Annotated in this window: 14 protein-coding genes; 11 read left to right on the top strand and 3 right to left on the bottom strand. The window is 68.2% G+C overall.

All coding sequences use genetic code 11. The features are described 5' to 3' along the window. Positions 1–2,307 (top strand): Pls/PosA family non-ribosomal peptide synthetase (locus tag MMF94_RS01060; protein WP_241034281.1); only part of this gene is annotated, 2,307 nt, incomplete at its 5' end. A 111-nt stretch (positions 2,308–2,418) separates the two neighbouring features. Here the strand turns inward: MMF94_RS01060 and MMF94_RS01055 are convergent. Both MMF94_RS01055 and MMF94_RS01050 read right to left on the bottom strand, forming a co-directional pair. After that, complete coding sequence (locus MMF94_RS01055; RefSeq protein WP_241034280.1) at positions 2,419–3,060, bottom strand: DUF4331 family protein; 642 nt, start codon at positions 3,058–3,060, stop codon at positions 2,419–2,421. A 105-nt stretch (positions 3,061–3,165) separates the two neighbouring features. Further along, positions 3,166–4,716: a helix-turn-helix domain-containing protein gene (locus MMF94_RS01050; protein WP_241034279.1), complete on the bottom strand. Its 1,551-nt coding sequence runs from the start codon at positions 4,714–4,716 to the stop codon at positions 3,166–3,168. A gap of 367 nt (positions 4,717–5,083) precedes the next feature. Between MMF94_RS01050 and MMF94_RS01045 the strand changes: the two genes are divergently transcribed. Further along, positions 5,084–5,467, top strand: coding sequence for a DUF302 domain-containing protein (locus tag MMF94_RS01045; protein ID WP_241034278.1), 384 nt, complete (start codon positions 5,084–5,086; stop codon positions 5,465–5,467). A 121-nt stretch (positions 5,468–5,588) separates the two neighbouring features. Next, positions 5,589–6,659: a 2,3-butanediol dehydrogenase gene (locus MMF94_RS01040; RefSeq protein WP_241034277.1), complete on the top strand. Its 1,071-nt coding sequence runs from the start codon at positions 5,589–5,591 to the stop codon at positions 6,657–6,659. 23 nt (positions 6,660–6,682) lie between these two features. On the opposite strand, the gene MMF94_RS01035 is transcribed toward MMF94_RS01040, so the two are convergent. Further along, entirely contained in the window at positions 6,683–7,204 is a 522-nt protein-coding gene (locus MMF94_RS01035) for a hypothetical protein (RefSeq protein ID WP_241034276.1), read from the bottom strand. A 638-nt stretch (positions 7,205–7,842) separates the two neighbouring features. Between MMF94_RS01035 and MMF94_RS01030 the strand changes: the two genes are divergently transcribed. The 8 genes from MMF94_RS01030 to MMF94_RS00995 all read left to right on the top strand — a co-directional run bounded on the left by MMF94_RS01030 (position 7,843) and on the right by MMF94_RS00995 (position 15,419). Beyond that, a complete protein-coding gene (locus MMF94_RS01030; protein ID WP_241034275.1) occupies positions 7,843–9,135 on the top strand; it encodes an MFS transporter in 1,293 nt (430 codons plus the stop codon). Between the two features lie 26 nt (positions 9,136–9,161). Continuing rightward, positions 9,162–10,172, top strand: a complete 1,011-nt coding sequence (locus MMF94_RS01025; protein WP_241034274.1) for an amidohydrolase family protein — start codon at positions 9,162–9,164, stop codon at positions 10,170–10,172. Further along, positions 10,169–11,026: a GntR family transcriptional regulator gene (locus MMF94_RS01020; RefSeq protein ID WP_241034273.1), complete on the top strand. Its 858-nt coding sequence runs from the start codon at positions 10,169–10,171 to the stop codon at positions 11,024–11,026. Before MMF94_RS01025 ends, MMF94_RS01020 begins: the two co-directional genes overlap by 4 nt. A gap of 113 nt (positions 11,027–11,139) precedes the next feature. Then, positions 11,140–11,811: a cyclase family protein gene (locus MMF94_RS01015; RefSeq protein WP_338104142.1), complete on the top strand. Its 672-nt coding sequence runs from the start codon at positions 11,140–11,142 to the stop codon at positions 11,809–11,811. Next, the gene (locus tag MMF94_RS01010) at positions 11,808–12,686 is read left to right on the top strand and encodes a fumarylacetoacetate hydrolase family protein (RefSeq protein ID WP_241034272.1); all 879 of its coding nucleotides are present in this window, start codon (positions 11,808–11,810) and stop codon (positions 12,684–12,686) included. Before MMF94_RS01015 ends, MMF94_RS01010 begins: the two co-directional genes overlap by 4 nt. Positions 12,687–12,734: 48 nt before the next feature. Continuing rightward, positions 12,735–13,175: a RidA family protein gene (locus MMF94_RS01005; RefSeq protein WP_241034271.1), complete on the top strand. Its 441-nt coding sequence runs from the start codon at positions 12,735–12,737 to the stop codon at positions 13,173–13,175. Positions 13,176–13,269: 94 nt separating this feature from the next. Further along, positions 13,270–14,538: an MFS transporter gene (locus MMF94_RS01000; RefSeq protein ID WP_241034270.1), complete on the top strand. Its 1,269-nt coding sequence runs from the start codon at positions 13,270–13,272 to the stop codon at positions 14,536–14,538. Positions 14,539–14,756: 218 nt separating this feature from the next. Further along, positions 14,757–15,419, top strand: coding sequence for a class I SAM-dependent methyltransferase (locus MMF94_RS00995; protein ID WP_241034269.1), 663 nt, complete (start codon positions 14,757–14,759; stop codon positions 15,417–15,419). Positions 15,420–17,656 lie beyond the last annotated feature (2,237 nt).

Genomic DNA, 17,656 nt, shown 5'->3' with positions numbered 1-17,656 from the left:
CGGCCCGATCTGCCGACCGTGTCGATCCAGGACGTCTACGCACACCCCACCCTCAGAAGCCTCGCAACAACACTCGCGGCACCCGAGCCCACCCCCGCCGAGTTGCCGACGACGGCGTTACCCAAGGTGGTAGCACGGGCGAACCGGTTCGAGTACATCCTCTGCGGAATCCTGCAGCTACTGGTCTACATCGGGTACGCCTTCCTCGTCGCGGTCGTTCTCGAGCAGGGGTACGACTGGGTTTCCGAAGCCTCCAGCCTCTCCCACGTCTACCTGCGGTCGCTCGTGTTCGGAGCAGCGATCTTCATCGGTCTCTCCCTCCTTCCGATCGTGGCGAAATGGCTTCTCGTCGGTCGGTGGAAACCCCGGCAGATCCGCATCTGGAGCCTGACCTACGTCCGCTTCTGGACCGTGAAGATGCTCGTCCGCGTGAGCCCGATGATCATGTTCGTCGGCTCGCCGCTCTATCTGTTGTATTTGAGAGCGCTCGGCGCGCACATCGGGCGGAGGGTGCTGATCCTTTCCCGGGACGTGCCCGTGTGCACCGACCTGCTCACCATCGGCGACGACACCGTGATCCGCAAGGACTCGTTCTTCAGCTGCTATCGCGGCCGCGCCGGCCTCATCGAGACCGGCCGTGTCACCCTCGGCAAGAACGTGTACGTCGGCGAGGCCACGGTGCTCGATATCGGCACGGCGATGGGCGACGACACCCAGCTCGGCAACTCCTCCTCGCTGCACACCGGGCAGTCCGTACCGGACGGCGAACGCTGGCACGGGTCTCCCGGACGGCGCACCGAAGTGAACTACCAGACGATCGAGCAGCGAGCCCGGGTCCGCCCGCTGAGAAAGTTCGCCTCAATGGTCCTCCAGCTGCTGAGCCTCCTGCTCGTACGCCTACCGGTGACGATCGGCGGTGTCGCGCTCGTGCTCGTCGCCATCCCGCGGCTGGCGGTGTTCCTGGGCGCAAACGCGCTGGACCTGACGGACTGGGAGTTCTACGTCTACGCCCTGGCCGCGTCCTTCATCATCTTCTTCGGCCTCGTGCTCGCGGGGTTCCTCATCGTGACCACCGTGCCGCGCCTGCTCGGCCTCTTCATCAAGCCGGACAAGGTCTATCCCCTGCACGGCTTCCATCACTCGCTGCACCGGGCGATCACGCGGCTGACCAACCTGCGCTTCTTCACCTATCTGTTCGGCGACAGCTCCTACATCGTCAACTACCTGAATCGGCTCGGTGGAGACGTGTCCCGGAAGGAACAGACCGGGTCCAACTTCGGCCTTGAAGTGAAGCACGAGACCCCGTACATGTTTTCCGTCGGTCCGGCAGCGATGGTGGCCGACGGGCTGTCGGTCATCAATGCCGACTACACGAGCACGTCCTTCCGCGTCTCGCGGGCGACGATCGGTGCGCACACCTTCCTCGGCAACAACGTCTCCTATCCCGCGCAGAGCCGCCTGGGCGAGAACTGCCTCGTGGCCTCGAAGGCGATGGTGCCCATCGACGGACCCGTCCGGGAGAACGTCGGGCTGCTGGGCTCGCCCAGCTTCGAGATCCCGCGGTCGGTCCACCGCGACACCAGGTTCGACAACCTGCGGAGGGGGCGCACGCTGCGCCGCCGCCTCGCCGCCAAGAACAAGCACAACCTCCGGACCATGGGGTTGTACCTGCTTGCGCGGTGGGGCTACTTCTTCGGCGTCGTCGTGCTGTTCCTGGCCGCCGACGAGCTCTACCACGCGTACGGCGCCTGGGTGGACCTGCCGGCCGACGTCCTGCTCATGCTGAGCGTTCTGTACTTCGTTCTGGTCGAACGGGCCGTCACCGGGTTCCGCAGGCTGCAACCCCGGTACTGCTCGATCTACGACCCGCACTTCTGGTGGCACGAGCGTTTCTGGAAGGTGCCTGCGATGGGCTACTTCCTTCGAGCGTTCGACGGCACCCCCTTCAAGAGCATGATCTGGCGGCTGCTGGGTGTGCGGGTCGGCAAGCGGCTGTTCGACGACGGCTGTGGGCTGCCGGAGAGGTCGCTAGTGACGATCGGCGACGACGTCACCCTCAACGTGCATTCGAAGATCCAGTGCCACTCCCAGGAGGACGGCACGTTCAAGTCCGACCGCATCACGATCGGCTCGGGTTCCACCCTGGGCGTCGGTGCGTTCGTCATGTACGGCGCAACGCTGGGAGATGGCTCAGAGCTCGAGCCGGACTCGTACCTCATGAAGGGCGAGGACGTCACGCCGCACTCGCGGTGGGGTGGAAACCCGGCCATCGAGCTTCAGGAGGGCTTCGCCCAGGCTGCTGCATGACGAGGTGGCGAGCGGAGTGGGTGGCCGCGCAAACACCGAAAGTGCCCCGCCGTCGGGGGACCAGGATTCCGAGCTCCTGGCCCCAGACGGCGGGGCACTCGCGGTTGACGGCTACCGGGCGCCGAGCCCGCATTCACTCCCACGCTGGAGGGCGGCGCTCATCGACATGACGAACGGGCCGGAGTCGGTGTCGATCAGGGTCGCGCCCCAGAAGCCGACGGTGCGGGTCGCCAGGATCTCGTCGGCGAGCTCGATCACGATCGCTCCGACGTCGGTGCCGCCGAACAGACCTGCCGCATCGTCGAGGACGAAGTCCTCGACTGCGACGCGCCCGAGGCCCGAGATCGTCGTGCGCGCCGCGGCGATGCGGGCGTCCATCATGGAAGACGGATCCGCCGCCGGTCCGGCGAGGGCTCGCACCGTGCCGCCGTCGGCGCAGACCTCGCCCGTGACACCCGTGAGAAGTACGGCGCCTCGCGCTTCGGCCCGATCGAACCGGCGAAGAACCCAACGCTGCCGGCGTTCGGCATCCGCCTCGTCGAAGGTGAAGGAGAACGTGACGTCCTCGACCCCGTCGTCGTCGAGATCGAGCTTGAACTCATACAGCCCCTGGGGATGGAAACCGTGGTAACCGGACAACGGATCGACGTCCATGACGAGAACCGTGCCCACGGTGCCCCGAAACAGATAGACATCGCAAATGTCCAGGCGCGGGTCATGCCAGGCGAGTTCCCAGTCGAGCTGCTGCGACATGTGGCCTCCTCACACTGCCCGTGCCGCCACGCTAGGTGCGGGTCACCCGGACCGGCGAGGATCAGTTTGCACATCGACGGCTCGAACAGGTAACGGAACCAATCGTCAAGTGCGCGCTTCCACCGGAGATCCGAGGTCAGCTGCGTGCATCGCCAGCCACAGGTCGTGCCGCGCGCTGGGGCCGTGCAGCAGTGACCGTCGCAGCACCTGTTCCAGCCGGCTGACTCGCTTGCGTGCACCGGACACCGAGATTCCGAGCTCCTCCGCGGTGACGCTCAGCCGCGAGTTGCTGCTCAGCCACGCTCGAAGGGTCGACTCGAGCGGAGACGAGTCCGCGGCTGCACGAACCGGACGGAGCGTGGTGTGCGCCCACTGCTGGACGGCGGGGGCCCGCATCAGCTCGTCGAGTGGGACGACGGTGTCCGGGTCGGCCGGACGGAGCGAGTCGGCGGAGCACGGCGTCGCCCTGATCCGCAGCGCGAGGTCCAGCAGGGCCTGATGATCCGCACGGGCGAGGTCGAGCCTGAGTAGTTCCTCGATCCGCTGCAGCCGAGCCGACAACGTGTTCCGGTGAATCTTGAGGTGCCGTGTGGCCGCCATCGAGAACAACAGCCACGACTGGGCGGTGGCCGTCAGCTCCTGGGCGTCCGGGTCCGTCGAACGGGCAGGAACATAGGCGATCAGGGGGCTCAGCAGCGCGCTCGCCCAGCGCAGGCCTTCCAGGCCGACGATCGTGGGTAGATCCAGTTTCGCGTCGAACCGGGCCCACCGCTCGGCTCGCCCGCGGGCGACGGAGAGCGCATGGATCGCCTGTTCGTAGCCGACAGCGGTGTCACGCAGCGCCACCACGTCACCCGCTCCCGCGACGCAGCCGGCGATGTCCTCCGCGACCGCAACCTCGACCGGCCGGGTCCCGGGCGGCCGGCGGCTGTTGCGCACAGGAGCCAGGACGATCACGTGGCGTCGGTAGACGGGGCAGCGCACGATGAACGCGCTTCTCCCGGCCAGTTCGACGGACCGGCGCACCACCTCGTCGCGCTCTTCGGCACCGCACTCGAAGACGTAGACGCGCAACGGGTCGGGGAGCGGCGGACGCAACGCCGATGCGATCTGCACGGCCGTCGAGGTGTGTCGTGACATCACCAGATGCAGGACGGCCTCGCGGCACCGGGCATCGGCGTCGTCTACCTGAGTGCGCAGGCGCTGGGTCTCCCCCGCCCACCAGCACGTACCGAGCAGCACCGCGGCGTCGGCCGCCAAGGACCGCGGCACGGAATCCGCTCCGACGAACACGAGGACCGGGCCTTGCACGCCGGCGGGGACGTCAACGGCCAGGAGTATCGCGGCGTGCGTCTCACCGTCGGCGACGAAGGTTCTGAGACCACGGCCGAACATGTCGTCGAGGGCATCGGCGACGAGCGAGGCGGCCGCGGGTTCGAGGGCAGGAAGTGCGCCGACGAGCACCGCGCCCGACCGGTCCAGCAGCCCGGCCCAGCACCCCGTGCGCTGCGCCAGCCAGCGCACCAGCGCCGCGCCACCGTCGGCGCGCCGGCACAGGTGGTGCATCGCCTGCACGTCGGACGCACGCTGTGGGTCCCGCTCCGGGGAGGACGCGGTGGACCCTGGCTCCATCTCCGCACGGGGCGGTCTCTGCATTCCCACACCATTCTCAGCGGGACGACCCCGGGCGGACCGCCCGGGAAATCGGGGGGAACTTCGAGCGAGCGGCAGCACCGCCGCGATCGTCGAAGGGTGGCGCGGCGGGTTTGTCGTGGGGAGCGCTACCGGCTCGATCCGGAGCAACCGCCGCCCAGGCCGTTACCAAGATCAGCGAAGAACCGGCCGGGAATCGCCCGTCCTTGCGCTTGTCACACATTCGATCTCGAATGTCACATTCTCCCGTGTACTCGACGCGCCCGTGAGATCAATGATATCCGTGAACCAGAACGGCGAGGGAAGGTCCACTTCTTCCAGAGTGGTGAGTAATTCGGCGAGCGGTGCGGCGGACGGCGATGCTGTGCGTATGACTGAACGACGGACGACGACAAGCGGACACGACTACGAGCAGACCGTGGCGCGCCTGGACGCCGAGCTTGCCCGGCGTGGGCTGGGGCCCTTCGCGCGCATCGACCACGCGGCCGGCGCCCGGTCGGTGGGTCTGGAGATGCCCCCCACGCTGGTGGTGCTGTTCGGCAGTCCCCGTGGGGGCACACCTCTGATGCTCGACGCGCCCGACCTGGCTCTGGACCTGCCGCTGCGCCTGCTCGTGCGCGAGCGAGCCGGTCACGTCGAGCTCGTCTACACCGATCCAGCCACGACGGTCGAGCAGCACGGACTGCCCGCAGCGGCGGCCGCGCCCCTGGCCGAGACGGTGGCGTCGGTCGTCGCGGCCGTCGTCGCTCCGTGACGGGCTGGCCACCGGTGCAACCCGTTGCACGATTGCCTCGTGCCTTCGGGGTGGGTTGACTCGGACTGAGGCCGGCGTCACACCGGCCGGTTTGCCGGCGCCCGTTGCACAAGGAGGTCACGTGCGCGCTGCACGGTTCCACGGTCCAGGCGACATCCGCATCGACGACGTACCGGACCCACAGGTCCTGCCCGGACAGGTGGAGGTGTCGGTCGACTGGTGCGGAATCTGCGGCAGCGACCTCCACGAGTTCCTCGAAGGTCCGATCTTCATCCCGAGGAAGGGCACACCGCATCCGATCACAGGCGCGGAGATGCCCATCGTCATGGGCCACGAGTTCGCCGGCGTGGTCTCGGCCGTCGGACCGGGCGTCACAGGTATCGCCGAGGGGGACCGGGTCGCCGTCGAGCCCTACTGGGTGTGCGGCGCGTGCGCGGCCTGCACGGCAGGGCGCTACAACATCTGTCGCAGCCTGGGCTTCGTCGGGCTCTCGGGTGACCAGGGTGGGTTCGCCGAGCGATGCGTCGTCGACGCCCGGTGGATCCACCCCCTCGGCCACCTGTCGACCGACGTCGGGGCGCTCGTCGAGCCGCTCGCCGTCGGCTACCACGCTGTGCGACTCTCCGGCCTACGCGAGGGCGGCACCGCCGCCGTGTTCGGAGCCGGGCCGATCGGGCTCGTCACGGCGGCGGCCCTCCGTGCCGCCGGGGCGGGCACAGTGATTGTCGTCGAACCCGCGGCCGCCCGGAAGGCGAAGGCCCCCGGCGCAGGCGCTCACGTCGTCATCGACCCGACGACGGACGACGCTGCCGCCGCCATCCGGGACCTCACCGGGGGAACGGGCGTCGACATCGCGTTCGAGTGCGCCGGGATCGACGCCGTACTCGCGTCCGCGATCGGCTCGGTCCGGCCGGGGGGCACGGTCGTGAATGTCGCGATCTGGGGCCACGTGCCGCGTGTGGCCATGAACGCCTTGGTCATGAGCGAGGTGCGGCTCCTCGGCTCGCTCGCCTACTGCGGCGATCACTCCGACGTCATCGCCCTTCTCCGCGACGGGAAGGTCGATGCGGAGCAGTTCATCACCGGTCGGATCGGGTTGGACGACCTGGTCGCCGGCGGGTTCCGGCAGCTGATCGACAACAAGGAGGAGAATGTGAAGATCCTCGTCTCCCCCAAGGAGATGCCGGCGTAGCAGGGGCCGTCGGCGGCGGGTGATCAGTTCAGGCTGGGTGACCCGGGCCCCGCCGCGACGAGCCCACGGGGCGTGGTGACACCTGCCGCGAGAGCCTCGGCGCGGCCGGTCCAGGACGGAAGGTCGAGCAGGATCCTGCCCGCGCGCTGGGGGGACGCGGGAGCGATCTCGAACGTGGTGGTCTTGAAGATCGTGCCGGCACCGCTGTCCATGACCTCCTGGGAGGACTCCCGGCACCGGATCGTGAACGAGTCACTCGCCGCACCGACCGGCAACGCCGCCCGCAGCCGCTCCAGGACGACATCGAGGTACACATGGTCGTCCGACCTGTGGCGGGGCATGTGCGCCTGGGCCGTCAGCAGCTGAGAGCCCTCAGCAGCGCGCGCACCGTCGTTGTCAGCCCACCTCAATGCGACGTAGCACATTCCGGCAGCAGCCCGCTCCGAGGCATGTCCGCTGTCGATCCGATTTGCGTGGTTCACGAGGAGCGCCCTCAGCAGCGCATCCCGGAAGATGAGATTGAACACGTCAAAACGAATATCCATCGTGTCATTCCCGTCAGTTGTCACTGTTTGCGCGGTACGCCGCCGTGAGATTGAGCCATTGACCAGACGCCGGCCGGTGACGCACGTCGGTCGCCCAACTGTCCATCGGGCGACGGATGCGGTGCTGCTGCCTCGGCACGCGCCTCACCTCCTCACGATCGCGTCCCGCCGACGGCCACGAACCGCCGGTCACAGACCTCGTTCCCGCCGTCCCGGGCCGACCCGAAGCGATCGGACCGGGGCTGTAAGGAGTGTGGAACGTCGCACCTGTGAGCACGCTGAAGAGACACTCGATGTGGCGACCAACAGCGGAACAAATCAGACAAAAGAACAGATATCGGAATGATCGACGATCACCTCGAACATCAGCCCCGAACGGGTGAGACGTAACTTCCACCCGGAACCGTCCCAGGCGGGACGACGGCGGTCGATTCGGGCATCAACCGCAACACATATGACATAAATTGCCGGCCAGTAAAACTGTCAACTGGTCGTTGTACCCACTGGAGTACTCGGTATACCGTCGCTTTCCAGTGCATTCGCCGATGCGGTCGGCCCCCACCGCTCGCCAGACGTCGCGGGCGCCCGGTCAGCAGTCCGGACGACCCGGGATCCGCCCACAGTGCCGAGGAGTGGACATGAGCCAGGCCGTACCGGAGACCGTGGGGACGTCGACCGGACGGCAACGATCCCGGCGCCTCACCGTCACCGCGGTCGTGGTGCTCGCGCTCCTCGCCGCCTCCTACGCGATCAACGCCGCCGACCGGCAGGTGTTCCCGGTCCTGCTCAGCTCGATCACCCAGCACTACGGTTTCTCCCTCACCGAGGGCGGATTCCTCGCCACGATCTTCACGCTCGGCATCGGCCTGGGCGGCATCCCCGCCGGCAGGCTCGCGGATCGTCTGAGCCGCAAGAGCTTGATGGTGTTCGGGATCGCGATCTATTCGGCCTTCACGATCCTCACCCCGCTGGCCTTCGGATTCGCCGACATGGCGGCCTACCGCACGTTGTCCGGAGTGGGCGAGTCCCTGCAGAACGCCGCACTCTTCTCCGCGGTCGGCGCCTACTTCTACACCCGCAGGTCGCTCGCGCTCGGCGCGTTGAACGTCTCCTACGGAGTCGGGGGCGCCCTCGGACCGCTGATCGGTGCGCGGCTGTTCACCGCCAGTGGGAGTTGGAGCCTGCCGCTCTACGTCTTCGGCGTCGTCGGCTTCCTCTTCGTCCTCGGCATCCTGCTGCTGGTCGACAAGGGATTCACCGAGGCCAAGGACACCGGGCGCACCCCGCCGGCCGGCGGTGCCGAGAGTTCGCAGTTGCCTGCGACGCTGCGCAATCGCAACAGCGTCATCCTCTGCCTCACGTGTGCGGCAGCGGGGCTCTCGCTGTACTCCTACCTCGGGTTGTACCCGACGTTCCTGCAGAGCGAGCTCGGCCTGAGCGTGAACGACGCCGGGCTCGCGGCGTCGATGTTCGGCATCGGCTCGCTCGTCGCGAGCATCCCGGCAGGCTATCTCGGCGATCGCTACGGAAATCGCATCATCATCCAGCTCTCCTTTCTGTGCGCGATCATCGTGGGGGCGCTGATGTTCATGGCTGCCGACACCGTGGCGGAACAGACGACCCTGTCGTTCCTCGAGGGAGCGTTCGGCAGCGGGTTCGTCTACGTCAACCTCTACGCGGCGTTGCAACGCTCGGTTCGCCCGTCGCTGGTGGGGCGTGCGTCCGGTGCTTTCGTGACCTGTTTCTTCCTACCCTCCGCGGTCGCCGGTTATCTGTTCGCGGAGCTCGTGAAGAGCGCCGGGTGGTCAGGCGCCACGATCGTTCAGCTCATGCTGTTCCCGCTGATCGGAGCGATCCTGATGGCATTCGCCCGGCTCCCCGAGCCGGCGGCCCGGACGCGCCTCGCGACCCGAACAGCGACCACGGGTTGACGGCCCACACCCCAGGAGGGCAGAACATGGAAACCACCGAATTCCGCGATCTTCACGCGCACTATCTGGCGCCCGCCACCATCGCCCGCATCCGGGCGGGCGACTTCGCACCGGCAGTGTCGGTCTCCGACGAGGAGAGCGGACCGCGGTTCACCTTCCCGACCGGCACCTCGCGCACGATGCAGCCGGCGATGGCGGATCTCGACGACCGGCTCCGCCATCTCGACGAGTGCGGGATCGACGTCCAGGTGCTCTCGACATGGATCGACATGTTCGGCTACGACCTGCCGGAGGAGCTGGCGGCCGATTTCCACAGGAGCATCAACGAGGGGATGGCAGAGGCCATCTCGTCCCGGCCCGACCGTTTCGGCTTCTTCGCCAGCGTGCCGCTCCCGTGGGGCGACGCCGCGGCGGATGTGCTGGAGGACGCCGTGACTCGGCTGGGCGCGGTGGGCAGCATGATCGGCACCAACATCAACGGCAGATACCTGGACGACGAGCGGCTGACACCGTTCTGGCGGGCCAGTGAGCGATTGGACGCGCCCGTCGAACTGCATCCGGTGAACGTCGCGGCAGTGGATCGACTGCACACCCACGAGTTCGCGAACTTCCTCGGCAACCCGTTCGACACCACGATCGCGGCCGGCTCGCTCATCTTCGGGGGAGTACTCGACCGCCACCCCGCGCTCCGTTTCGTACTGGTACATGGCGGCGGATACCTGCCCTATGCCGTCGGGCGGCTGTCGCACGGCCGGACGGCACGCGGGGTCGCGCCGGACCTGCTCCGCCGCCCCGATGAGTACCTCGACAGGTTCTTCTTCGACACCGTCGTCTACAGCCCCGCCGTGCTCAGCGCGCTCGCGTCGATCGTCGGGGTGAGCCGGCTCGTGCTCGGCACCGACTACCCGTTCGACATGGAGCCTCCTGCCGTCCGATCGATGGTCGCCGAAACGCTCGGTGAGGACGCATTGGCCTCGATCGCCGGGACCGCACGCAGCCTCAGCTGCCGGCTCGAATACGTAGAGCCACACCGATGAGTCCGAACATCCTGCTCCCCACCGGCGGATCGGCGCAGCCGGGCCTTGTCCGCGAGATCGTGAGGCCCCCCGCGATTGCTTCGATCCCCGTCCGTCGGCGCCAAAAGCAGTGCGAAGATATTCGCGGTGCACTGGGTATACTTCGCGCCATGAGCCCGAGATCGGCGGTCGGCCAAGGGGTCGAGAGTCAGGCGGATATTGCTTACCGGGCGATCTACGGCCTGGTGCTGCGCAACCGCGCCAACAATGACGCCGTGTGGTTCGAGCGTCAGCTCGGCGACCAGCTGGGAATGGGCAGAACACCGGTTCGGGAGGCGCTCAAACGGCTGCAGAACGAAGGCCTTCTGGTGCCGGTCTCCGCCCACGGCGGTCTCGCGGCCGCCACGATCTCGGCCGCCGAGGTGGGCAACGTCTACCGGGTGCGGGCCGTGCTGGAGGCGCTCGCCGCGGAGCTGGCGGCCACTCGTTGCGCCGAGGGCGAGCTCACCCGTTCCCAGCTCACCGAGCTCCGTCGACGCGCAGATGCGATCAAGGACCGGGCAGCCGACCGGGATCTGGCTGGGGTTTCGGAAGTGAACCACCAGTTCCACGAGTACATCGGCGTCCTGGCCGCGAATCCGTTCCTCCAGGACTCGCTGGATCGCCTGTGGAGCCGCATCGCCATCTCCGCTCTGAGCAACATCGTCGACGACGACGCGTGGGTGGCCGAGATTCATCTGCACCACGACGAGCTCGTGCGGCTGATCACCGAGGGCGACGCGGCCGGTGCAGCAGCGATCGCCCGTCGGCACATCGAGCGAGCCTGTGAGGTCTATGTGGCCCATCACGACCCGACGCCGAGCGCGATCGCCTGAACTCCGCGGGCCGCCGCCGCTGAAGCGGAATGTGGCGCCGACCCCATTTCAGGAAGTTAATCATCAATTGTTGATACACTTGGTATACCAAGTCTGACAGCAAAGGATGCCACATGCCAGGAAAGATGATCGATCTCAGCGTTGAGGTCTCCTCCGAAACAGTCGGCCCCCCGTCCACCAACGTCAAAGTGGGGATCGAGCGTTTCCACCGAGGGCCTGGCTTCTGGCAGGTGAGCTCCATTCACGCGAGCGTCCACACCGGCACGCATATCGACACGCCCCTGCACTGCTACGAGGACGGGTCGACCACGAGCGACGCCTCTCTGCAGGACCTGTCCGGACCGGTAGCGCTCTTCGAGCTCGACAAGAAGCCGAGCGAGCCGGTCACCTGGGACGACCTCGAGACGGCCGACCCCGGCATCCGGGAGGGCGATGTCGCCGTGCTGGCCACCGGCTGGACCGACCGGATGTGGGGCAGCTTCCCCCGGTACTACACCGAGTCGCCCTACCTCGCCGAGAGCGGTGCGCAGTGGTTGCTGACCAAGAAGCCCACCGCGGTCGTCTTCGACTTCTTCGAGGAGGAGTGCGCCAGGAAGACCGACTTCACCTCTGAGGAGTTCGTCGTGCACCGGATCCTGCTCGGCGGCGGCGTGTACCTCGTCGAGCACGCCACCCAGCTCCACCTGCTCCGGAACACCGACGCCACCATCTACGCCGCGTTCTACAAGCTCGCCGACTGCGATGGGTCCCCGGCCCGGCTGTTCGCCATCCTGGAGGACTCGTGAGAATCGCGACCATCGAGTGGTCGGGCACCACCTCGGCCGCCGTGGTGTTCGAGAGCGGTCTGGCTCCCGTCCGGACGCTGCCGGGCCGCGAATCGGCAGTGGACGCGCTCAGTGTCATCGCCACGCCGCTCACCTCCGACGAGCTCGTCGCGCTCGAGCGAGGCGAATCGGTGCCGCGCGCTTCGGCGACGTTGCACGCCCCGATACCCCACCCGCCGAAGAACGTGCTGTGTGTCGGCAAGAACTACCGTGAGCACGTCGCCGAGGGGGCGCGAGCCGAAGGACGCACCGACTTCTCCGTGCCGGAGCGGCCGGTGTGGTTCACCAAGCCTGCCAGCGCTCTCGTCGGCGACGGCGGCAACATCATCCAGGATCCCGAGTTCACCAAGGCACTCGACTACGAGGGCGAGCTCGCGATCGTCATCGGCCGCGGCGGCAAGTCGATCCCGGCGGACGCCGTCTTCGACCACATCTTCGGCTACACGATCGTCAACGACGTCACCGCACGCGATGTTCAGCAAGCTCATCTGCAGTGGTTCCGAGGCAAGTCGGCCGACAGCTACGCGCCGTGCGGGCCGTGGATCGTCACCACCGACGAGATCAAGGAGCCGGAGGCGCTCGACCTCACCACCCGGGTCAACGGCGAGATACGGCAGCACGACAACACGCGCAACCTGCTCTTCGGGATCGCCACGCTGGTCAGCAACATCAGCCAGGGGCTCACGCTGCAGCCCGGAGACATCATCGCGACCGGTACGCCGTCCGGCGTCGCATGGGGCATGGACGCCCCTCGCTACCTGACTGCGGGTGACGTCGTGGAGGTCGAGGTCGAGGGCATCGGAACGCTCACCAACACCGTGGTCCCGGTTCCCTGACGCCCCGGGCGGCAGCTCCCCCGTCCACCTCGATCCGTGGAGAGTGCGATGACGACCATCATCACCGGCGGTGCCGACCCGAACGAGATGCCGTTCAGCATCGCCGTGAGCACCGGCGCGAATCCGCGCACCGTGCAGATTTCCGGAGCGACGGCCTTTCCCCTCGTCCACAAGCATCCGCACGACGAGGACGAGCTCCGCGTACCGGCCGGGCTCTACGACCAGACCGTTCGCGCGTTGCACAACCTCCGTATCGCCCTCGATGCAGCAGACGCTGCTGTCACCGACATCGTGAAGGTCGTCATCTACAACACGCGAATGGACCAGCAGGACGAGGTCAACCGGGCCTACACAGAGTTCTTCGGCGACCATCGGCCGGCTCGGACACATGTCGGAGTGAACGCGCTGGTGGGCACGGGCCTGCTCATCGAGATCGACGCAACGGCCGTGGTCGGCGACGGGCCACTCGAGACACGCGACGTCTTCTAGCCACCGCAACCAGCACGCGCCCACATTTCCCCGCGCCGACCTCGTCGTCGGCATGCCTCGCCGATCGCGCAGGGAATCGAAGGAGGTGTTCGAGGTGAGCAACACCATCGAATCCGACACGACGAGCGGCCGGGCCGGCACGGAGCGCAGCTACGCGGCCGGCGCGATATTCGTTCTCCTCCTGCTCGCGTACCTGGTGAACGCCATGGACCGGCAGGTCTTCCCGGTGCTCCTGGTGGCGGTGCGCAACGACTACGGATTCAGCACGACGGAGGCCGGGCTGCAGTCCACCATCTTCGCGCTGGGCATCGGGGTGCTGGGCCTGCCGTCCGGATACTTCATCGACCGCGTGAGCCGTAAGTGGACGGTCTTCGCCGGAACAGTGATCTTCTCCGCCGCCACCGGGCTGACCACGCTCTCGTTCGGGATCTGGGACATGACCCTGTGGCGGGTGCTCTCGGGCGTCGGCGAGTCGATGCAGTTCACCGCTCTCATCGCGATCGCGGCCACGGCGTTCCCGGCGCGCCGCGGGATGGCGATCGGCACGATCAACATCTGTTTCGCCCTCGGCGCGCTGATCGGCCCGACACTCGGCGGAGCACTCCTGACGCGCACCGGCCAATGGCGCCTGCCGGAGATCGTCTTCGCGGTGCTCGGCGGAATCGTGGCCGTGGCCATCGCCGTGTTCGCGCGGCCGTGGCTGACGGAACGACGGGCGCACGCCCGGAACAGCCACCGGGTCGTCGGAGGCGCCGACACGCTGCTCAACCGCAACACCGTCCTGCTGGTCGTCATGACCGTGATCGGTGGCCTGGTCGACTTCGGCTTCCTGGGCATGTACGGGACGTACATGCAGACCGCCCTGCATTACACGGCCGCGCAAGCCGGGTTGGTGGCCGGGATTTCCGGTGCCGGCGCGCTGCTCTCCTTCTACGGCGGGCACCTCGGTGACCGACTCTCCCCACGGATCGTGCTGCCCGCATCCTTCGCGCTCACAGGCGTTGCCGGCGCAGCCGTGTTCCTCGGTCCCGCCAACATGGCGTGGCAGGTCGTATTCGCCTTGATGTTCGGGATCGCCTTCAGCGCAGGCGCGTTCGTCCTGCTCGCGGGGTCCCTGGTGAAGTCGGTCGAGGGCCGCCGCGCGGGTCTCACCGCGGGGATCTTCGTCACCGGCATCTACATTCCAGCCGCGTTCGCCGGCCTTCTCTTCAGCTCGCTCGCGCAGTCCTGGTCCTGGGGTGCCGCTGCCCTCATCCAGATCGTGCTCGGATCCGCCGTCGCGACCGTGCTGGCGCTGCTGCTGCAACCGTCGCGATTCAGCACGGTGCTGCCTGCACGGACGTCGGTGGCTGCGGGCGCATGATGCCGGGACCGGCAGTCGTGGCGTAGGAGCAGCGGCGCCTGCGGGGCGGAAGGCGGGAGGCGCGAAGTAATCGTCGGAGAACGTTGCCGACGACGTCTTGCCATCGCCGTGCCGAAAGGGAGATCGTTCTTCCTGGTCCGGTTCGTCATCGTCGCTGCTGCCCCGACCACCGCCGTGCAGCGGCGGCGGGACCTGCTGCGCGAAAGGACAGCCACGCCATGACCGCTGCGAACTCCTCGCCGTCCGACCTGCGCCACCCCATGTTCAGCTGGATCTACGCGCGAATGAGCCGGCGGATGGAGGCCGAGGGCATGTCCGGCCTGCGTACCGAGCTGCTCGCGGGCCTGTCCGGGCGCGTGGTGGAGCTGGGCGCCGGGAACGGCCTGAACTTCGCTCACTACCCGCGCACCGTCAGCGAGGTGGTCGCGGTCGAACCGGAGCCCTACCTGCGCACCCACGCCGAGGGCGCCGCCGCCACGGCGCCGGTGCCGGTGACCGTCACGCCCGGGCGTGCCGAGCAGGTACCGCTGGCGGACGACAGCGTGGACGCCGTAGTGCTGTGCCTGGTGATGTGCTCGCTGCCCGACCGTGCCGCCGCAATGGCCGAGGTCCGCCGGGTTCTGCGCCCGAACGGGAGCTTGCGGTTCCTCGAGCACACCATCGCCCCCACGCCCGGTTTGCGGGCCGTGCAGAAGATCGTCGACGCCACCTTCTGGCCACGGATCGCGGGCGGTTGCCACACCGCCACCGACCCGGTCGGCACGATCGCCACGGCCGGGTTCGAGGTCACCGAGCTGCGCAGGCTCCGGTTCCCGGACATCCGGTTCACCCAACCCTCCACCCCACACGTGCTGGGTACGGCCCAGATGGCCACGACGTAGCCGACCCTCGACGCCCGACCTTGATCGACAAACGGGTGCCGGCAGCAGGGCCGGGCACGGCTGACAGGCCCGAACCGATGATCCTTCGGCCCCCTCACAGGGTGACTGTGGCGGCTGCCGCAGCTTGATCACCGAATGGGGGCCGGCAGCAGGGTCGGCAACAGCCGGCAGGCCCGAACCGATGATCAAGGCCGCGCCGCCACCGATCGGCCTCCGCGCAGGCGGCTGCCCCCTCGAATGCCACACCTTGATCACCAAACGGGGGTCCGCAGCAGGGCCAGGCACGGCCGACAGGCCCAAACCGATGATCAAGGCTGCGCCGGCACCGATCGACCCCCCGCGCAGGCGGCTGCCCGGTCGAATGCCACACCTTGATCACCAAACGGGGCCCGACAACAGGGTCCGGCACGACCGACCGGCCCCAACCGATGATCAAGCCCCAGACAGCCCAGCCCCGCACCGGGCGGCCCCTCGGCTGATGCAGCTTGATCACCCGACAGGGACGAGCAGGTGGGCCGGGCGCGGCTCAACGGCCCGGCCCGGCCCGGATCATCGAGCCGGTGGCCGGCACCGATCCGCCGCACACCCGGCGGCTGCCCCGATGCCGAACCTTGATCACCAAACGGGGGTCGGTAGCAGGGTCGGGCACGGCCGACGGGCCCAAACCGGTGATCAAGCCCCAGACAGCCCAGCCCCGCACCGGGCGGCCCCTCGGCTGATGCAGCTTGATCACCGAACATGGACGAGCAACCGTGTCCAGTGCTGCTGGCGGCCTCAATCGATGATCAAGGCCGCACTGGTGCCGATCGGCCCTCACGCCGGACGACGGCCCGCCCGAATACCGCGCCTTGATCACCACACAGGGACGAGGAGGTGCGCCAGGCGCGGCTCAACGGGCTCAGCCCGGATCATCAAGCCAGGAGGGCCGGCACCGATCGGCGGCACAGCCGGTGGCTGCCCCGATGCCGAACCTTGATCACCAAACGGGGGTCGGTAGCAGGGCCAGGCACCGCTGACGGGCCCCAACCGATGATCAAGGCCCGGCCAACCCCGGCGGCCCGCCGCGCGCCGGTAGCCACCCCTCGGCTGTCCGGTCTTGATCGCCGAACGGGACGAACAGCCGTGCCAGGTGCAGCGTGGCCCGATGATCAAGACCGCGCCGGCCCCCCGACCGACCACCGCACCGGGCGGCCACCACTCGGACGCCGCGGCTTGATTACCACACGGGGTTCGAGGAGGTGTGCCGGGCGCGGCTCAACGGCCCGGCCCGGATCATCGAGCCGGTGGCCGGCGCCGATCGGCCACACATCCGGCGGCTGCCCCAGTACCGCACCTTGATCACCAAACGGGGGTCAGTAGCAGGGCCAGGCACGGCCGACGGGCCCCAACCGATGATCAAGACCCGGACAACCCGGCCGCCCAGCCAACGCGCCGGGCGACCCCCGCGGCTCAACCCGGATCATCAAGGCGGTGGCCGGCACCGATCGGCCACACACCCGGCGGCTGCCCCAGTACCGCACCTTGATCACCAAACGGGGGTCAGCAGCAGGGCCAGGCACCGCTCACGGGCCCCAATCGATGATCAAGGCCCGGACAGCCCCGGCCGCCCAGCCAACGCGCCGGGCGCCCCGCGGCTCAGCCCGGATCATCGAGCCGGTGGCCGGCGCCGATCGGCGGCACACCCGGTGGCTGCCCCGATGCCGAACCTTGATCATCAAACGGGGGTCAGTTGCAGGGCCAGGCACCGCTGACGGGCCCCAACCGATGATCAAGACCCGGACAACCCCGGCGGCCCGCCCCGCGCCGGTAGCCACCCCGTCGGCTGCCCAATCTTGATCGCCGAACGGGACGAACAGCCGTGTCGAGGGCAGCGGCTGGGCCCGATCTCGTGATCAAGACCGCGCTCGACCCCGAGCCGGGGCGCCACCCGTCAGGCGCCGCGGCTTGACCACGAAACGGGTCCCGGCAGCAGGGCCGGACACAGCCGAAGGGCCCACACCGATGATCACGGCCGGGGCGACCCGGTAGCCCGACCCCCTCGCCAAGCAACCACCCTCCGACGCCACGGCTTGATCACCAAACGGGGACCGGCAGCAGGGCCGGACACAGCCGAAGGGCCCACACCGATGATCACGGCCGGGGCGACCCGGCAGCCCGACCCCCTCGCCAAGCAACCACCCTCCGACGCCACGGCTTGATCACCAAACGGGGACCCACAGCAGGGCCAGGGACGGCTG

Origin of the sequence: Pseudonocardia alaniniphila (assembly GCF_022524485.1) — a bacterium.
Taxonomy (GTDB): Bacteria; Actinomycetota; Actinomycetes; order Mycobacteriales; family Pseudonocardiaceae; genus Pseudonocardia; species Pseudonocardia alaniniphila.
The sequence above is the reverse complement of the archived record's forward strand: the minus strand, read 5'-3'. Positions and strand labels throughout refer to the sequence as shown.

What these genes read in the sequence shown, in the direction of transcription:
- MMF94_RS01055 (WP_241034280.1), bottom strand. Translation starts at nt 3,060, where the DNA reads ATGTCGCAGCAGCTCGACTGGGAACTCGCCTGGCATGACCCGCGCCTG.
- MMF94_RS01050 (WP_241034279.1), bottom strand. Translation starts at nt 4,716, where the DNA reads ATGCAGAGACCGCCCCGTGCGGAGATGGAGCCAGGGTCCACCGCGTCC.
- MMF94_RS01045 (WP_241034278.1), top strand. Translation starts at nt 5,084, where the DNA reads ATGACTGAACGACGGACGACGACAAGCGGACACGACTACGAGCAGACC.
- MMF94_RS01035 (WP_241034276.1), bottom strand. Translation starts at nt 7,204, where the DNA reads ATGGATATTCGTTTTGACGTGTTCAATCTCATCTTCCGGGATGCGCTG.
- MMF94_RS01030 (WP_241034275.1), top strand. Translation starts at nt 7,843, where the DNA reads ATGAGCCAGGCCGTACCGGAGACCGTGGGGACGTCGACCGGACGGCAA.
- MMF94_RS01025 (WP_241034274.1), top strand. Translation starts at nt 9,162, where the DNA reads ATGGAAACCACCGAATTCCGCGATCTTCACGCGCACTATCTGGCGCCC.
- MMF94_RS01020 (WP_241034273.1), top strand. Translation starts at nt 10,169, where the DNA reads ATGAGTCCGAACATCCTGCTCCCCACCGGCGGATCGGCGCAGCCGGGC.
- MMF94_RS01015 (WP_338104142.1), top strand. Translation starts at nt 11,140, where the DNA reads ATGCCAGGAAAGATGATCGATCTCAGCGTTGAGGTCTCCTCCGAAACA.
- MMF94_RS01005 (WP_241034271.1), top strand. Translation starts at nt 12,735, where the DNA reads ATGACGACCATCATCACCGGCGGTGCCGACCCGAACGAGATGCCGTTC.
- MMF94_RS00995 (WP_241034269.1), top strand. Translation starts at nt 14,757, where the DNA reads ATGACCGCTGCGAACTCCTCGCCGTCCGACCTGCGCCACCCCATGTTC.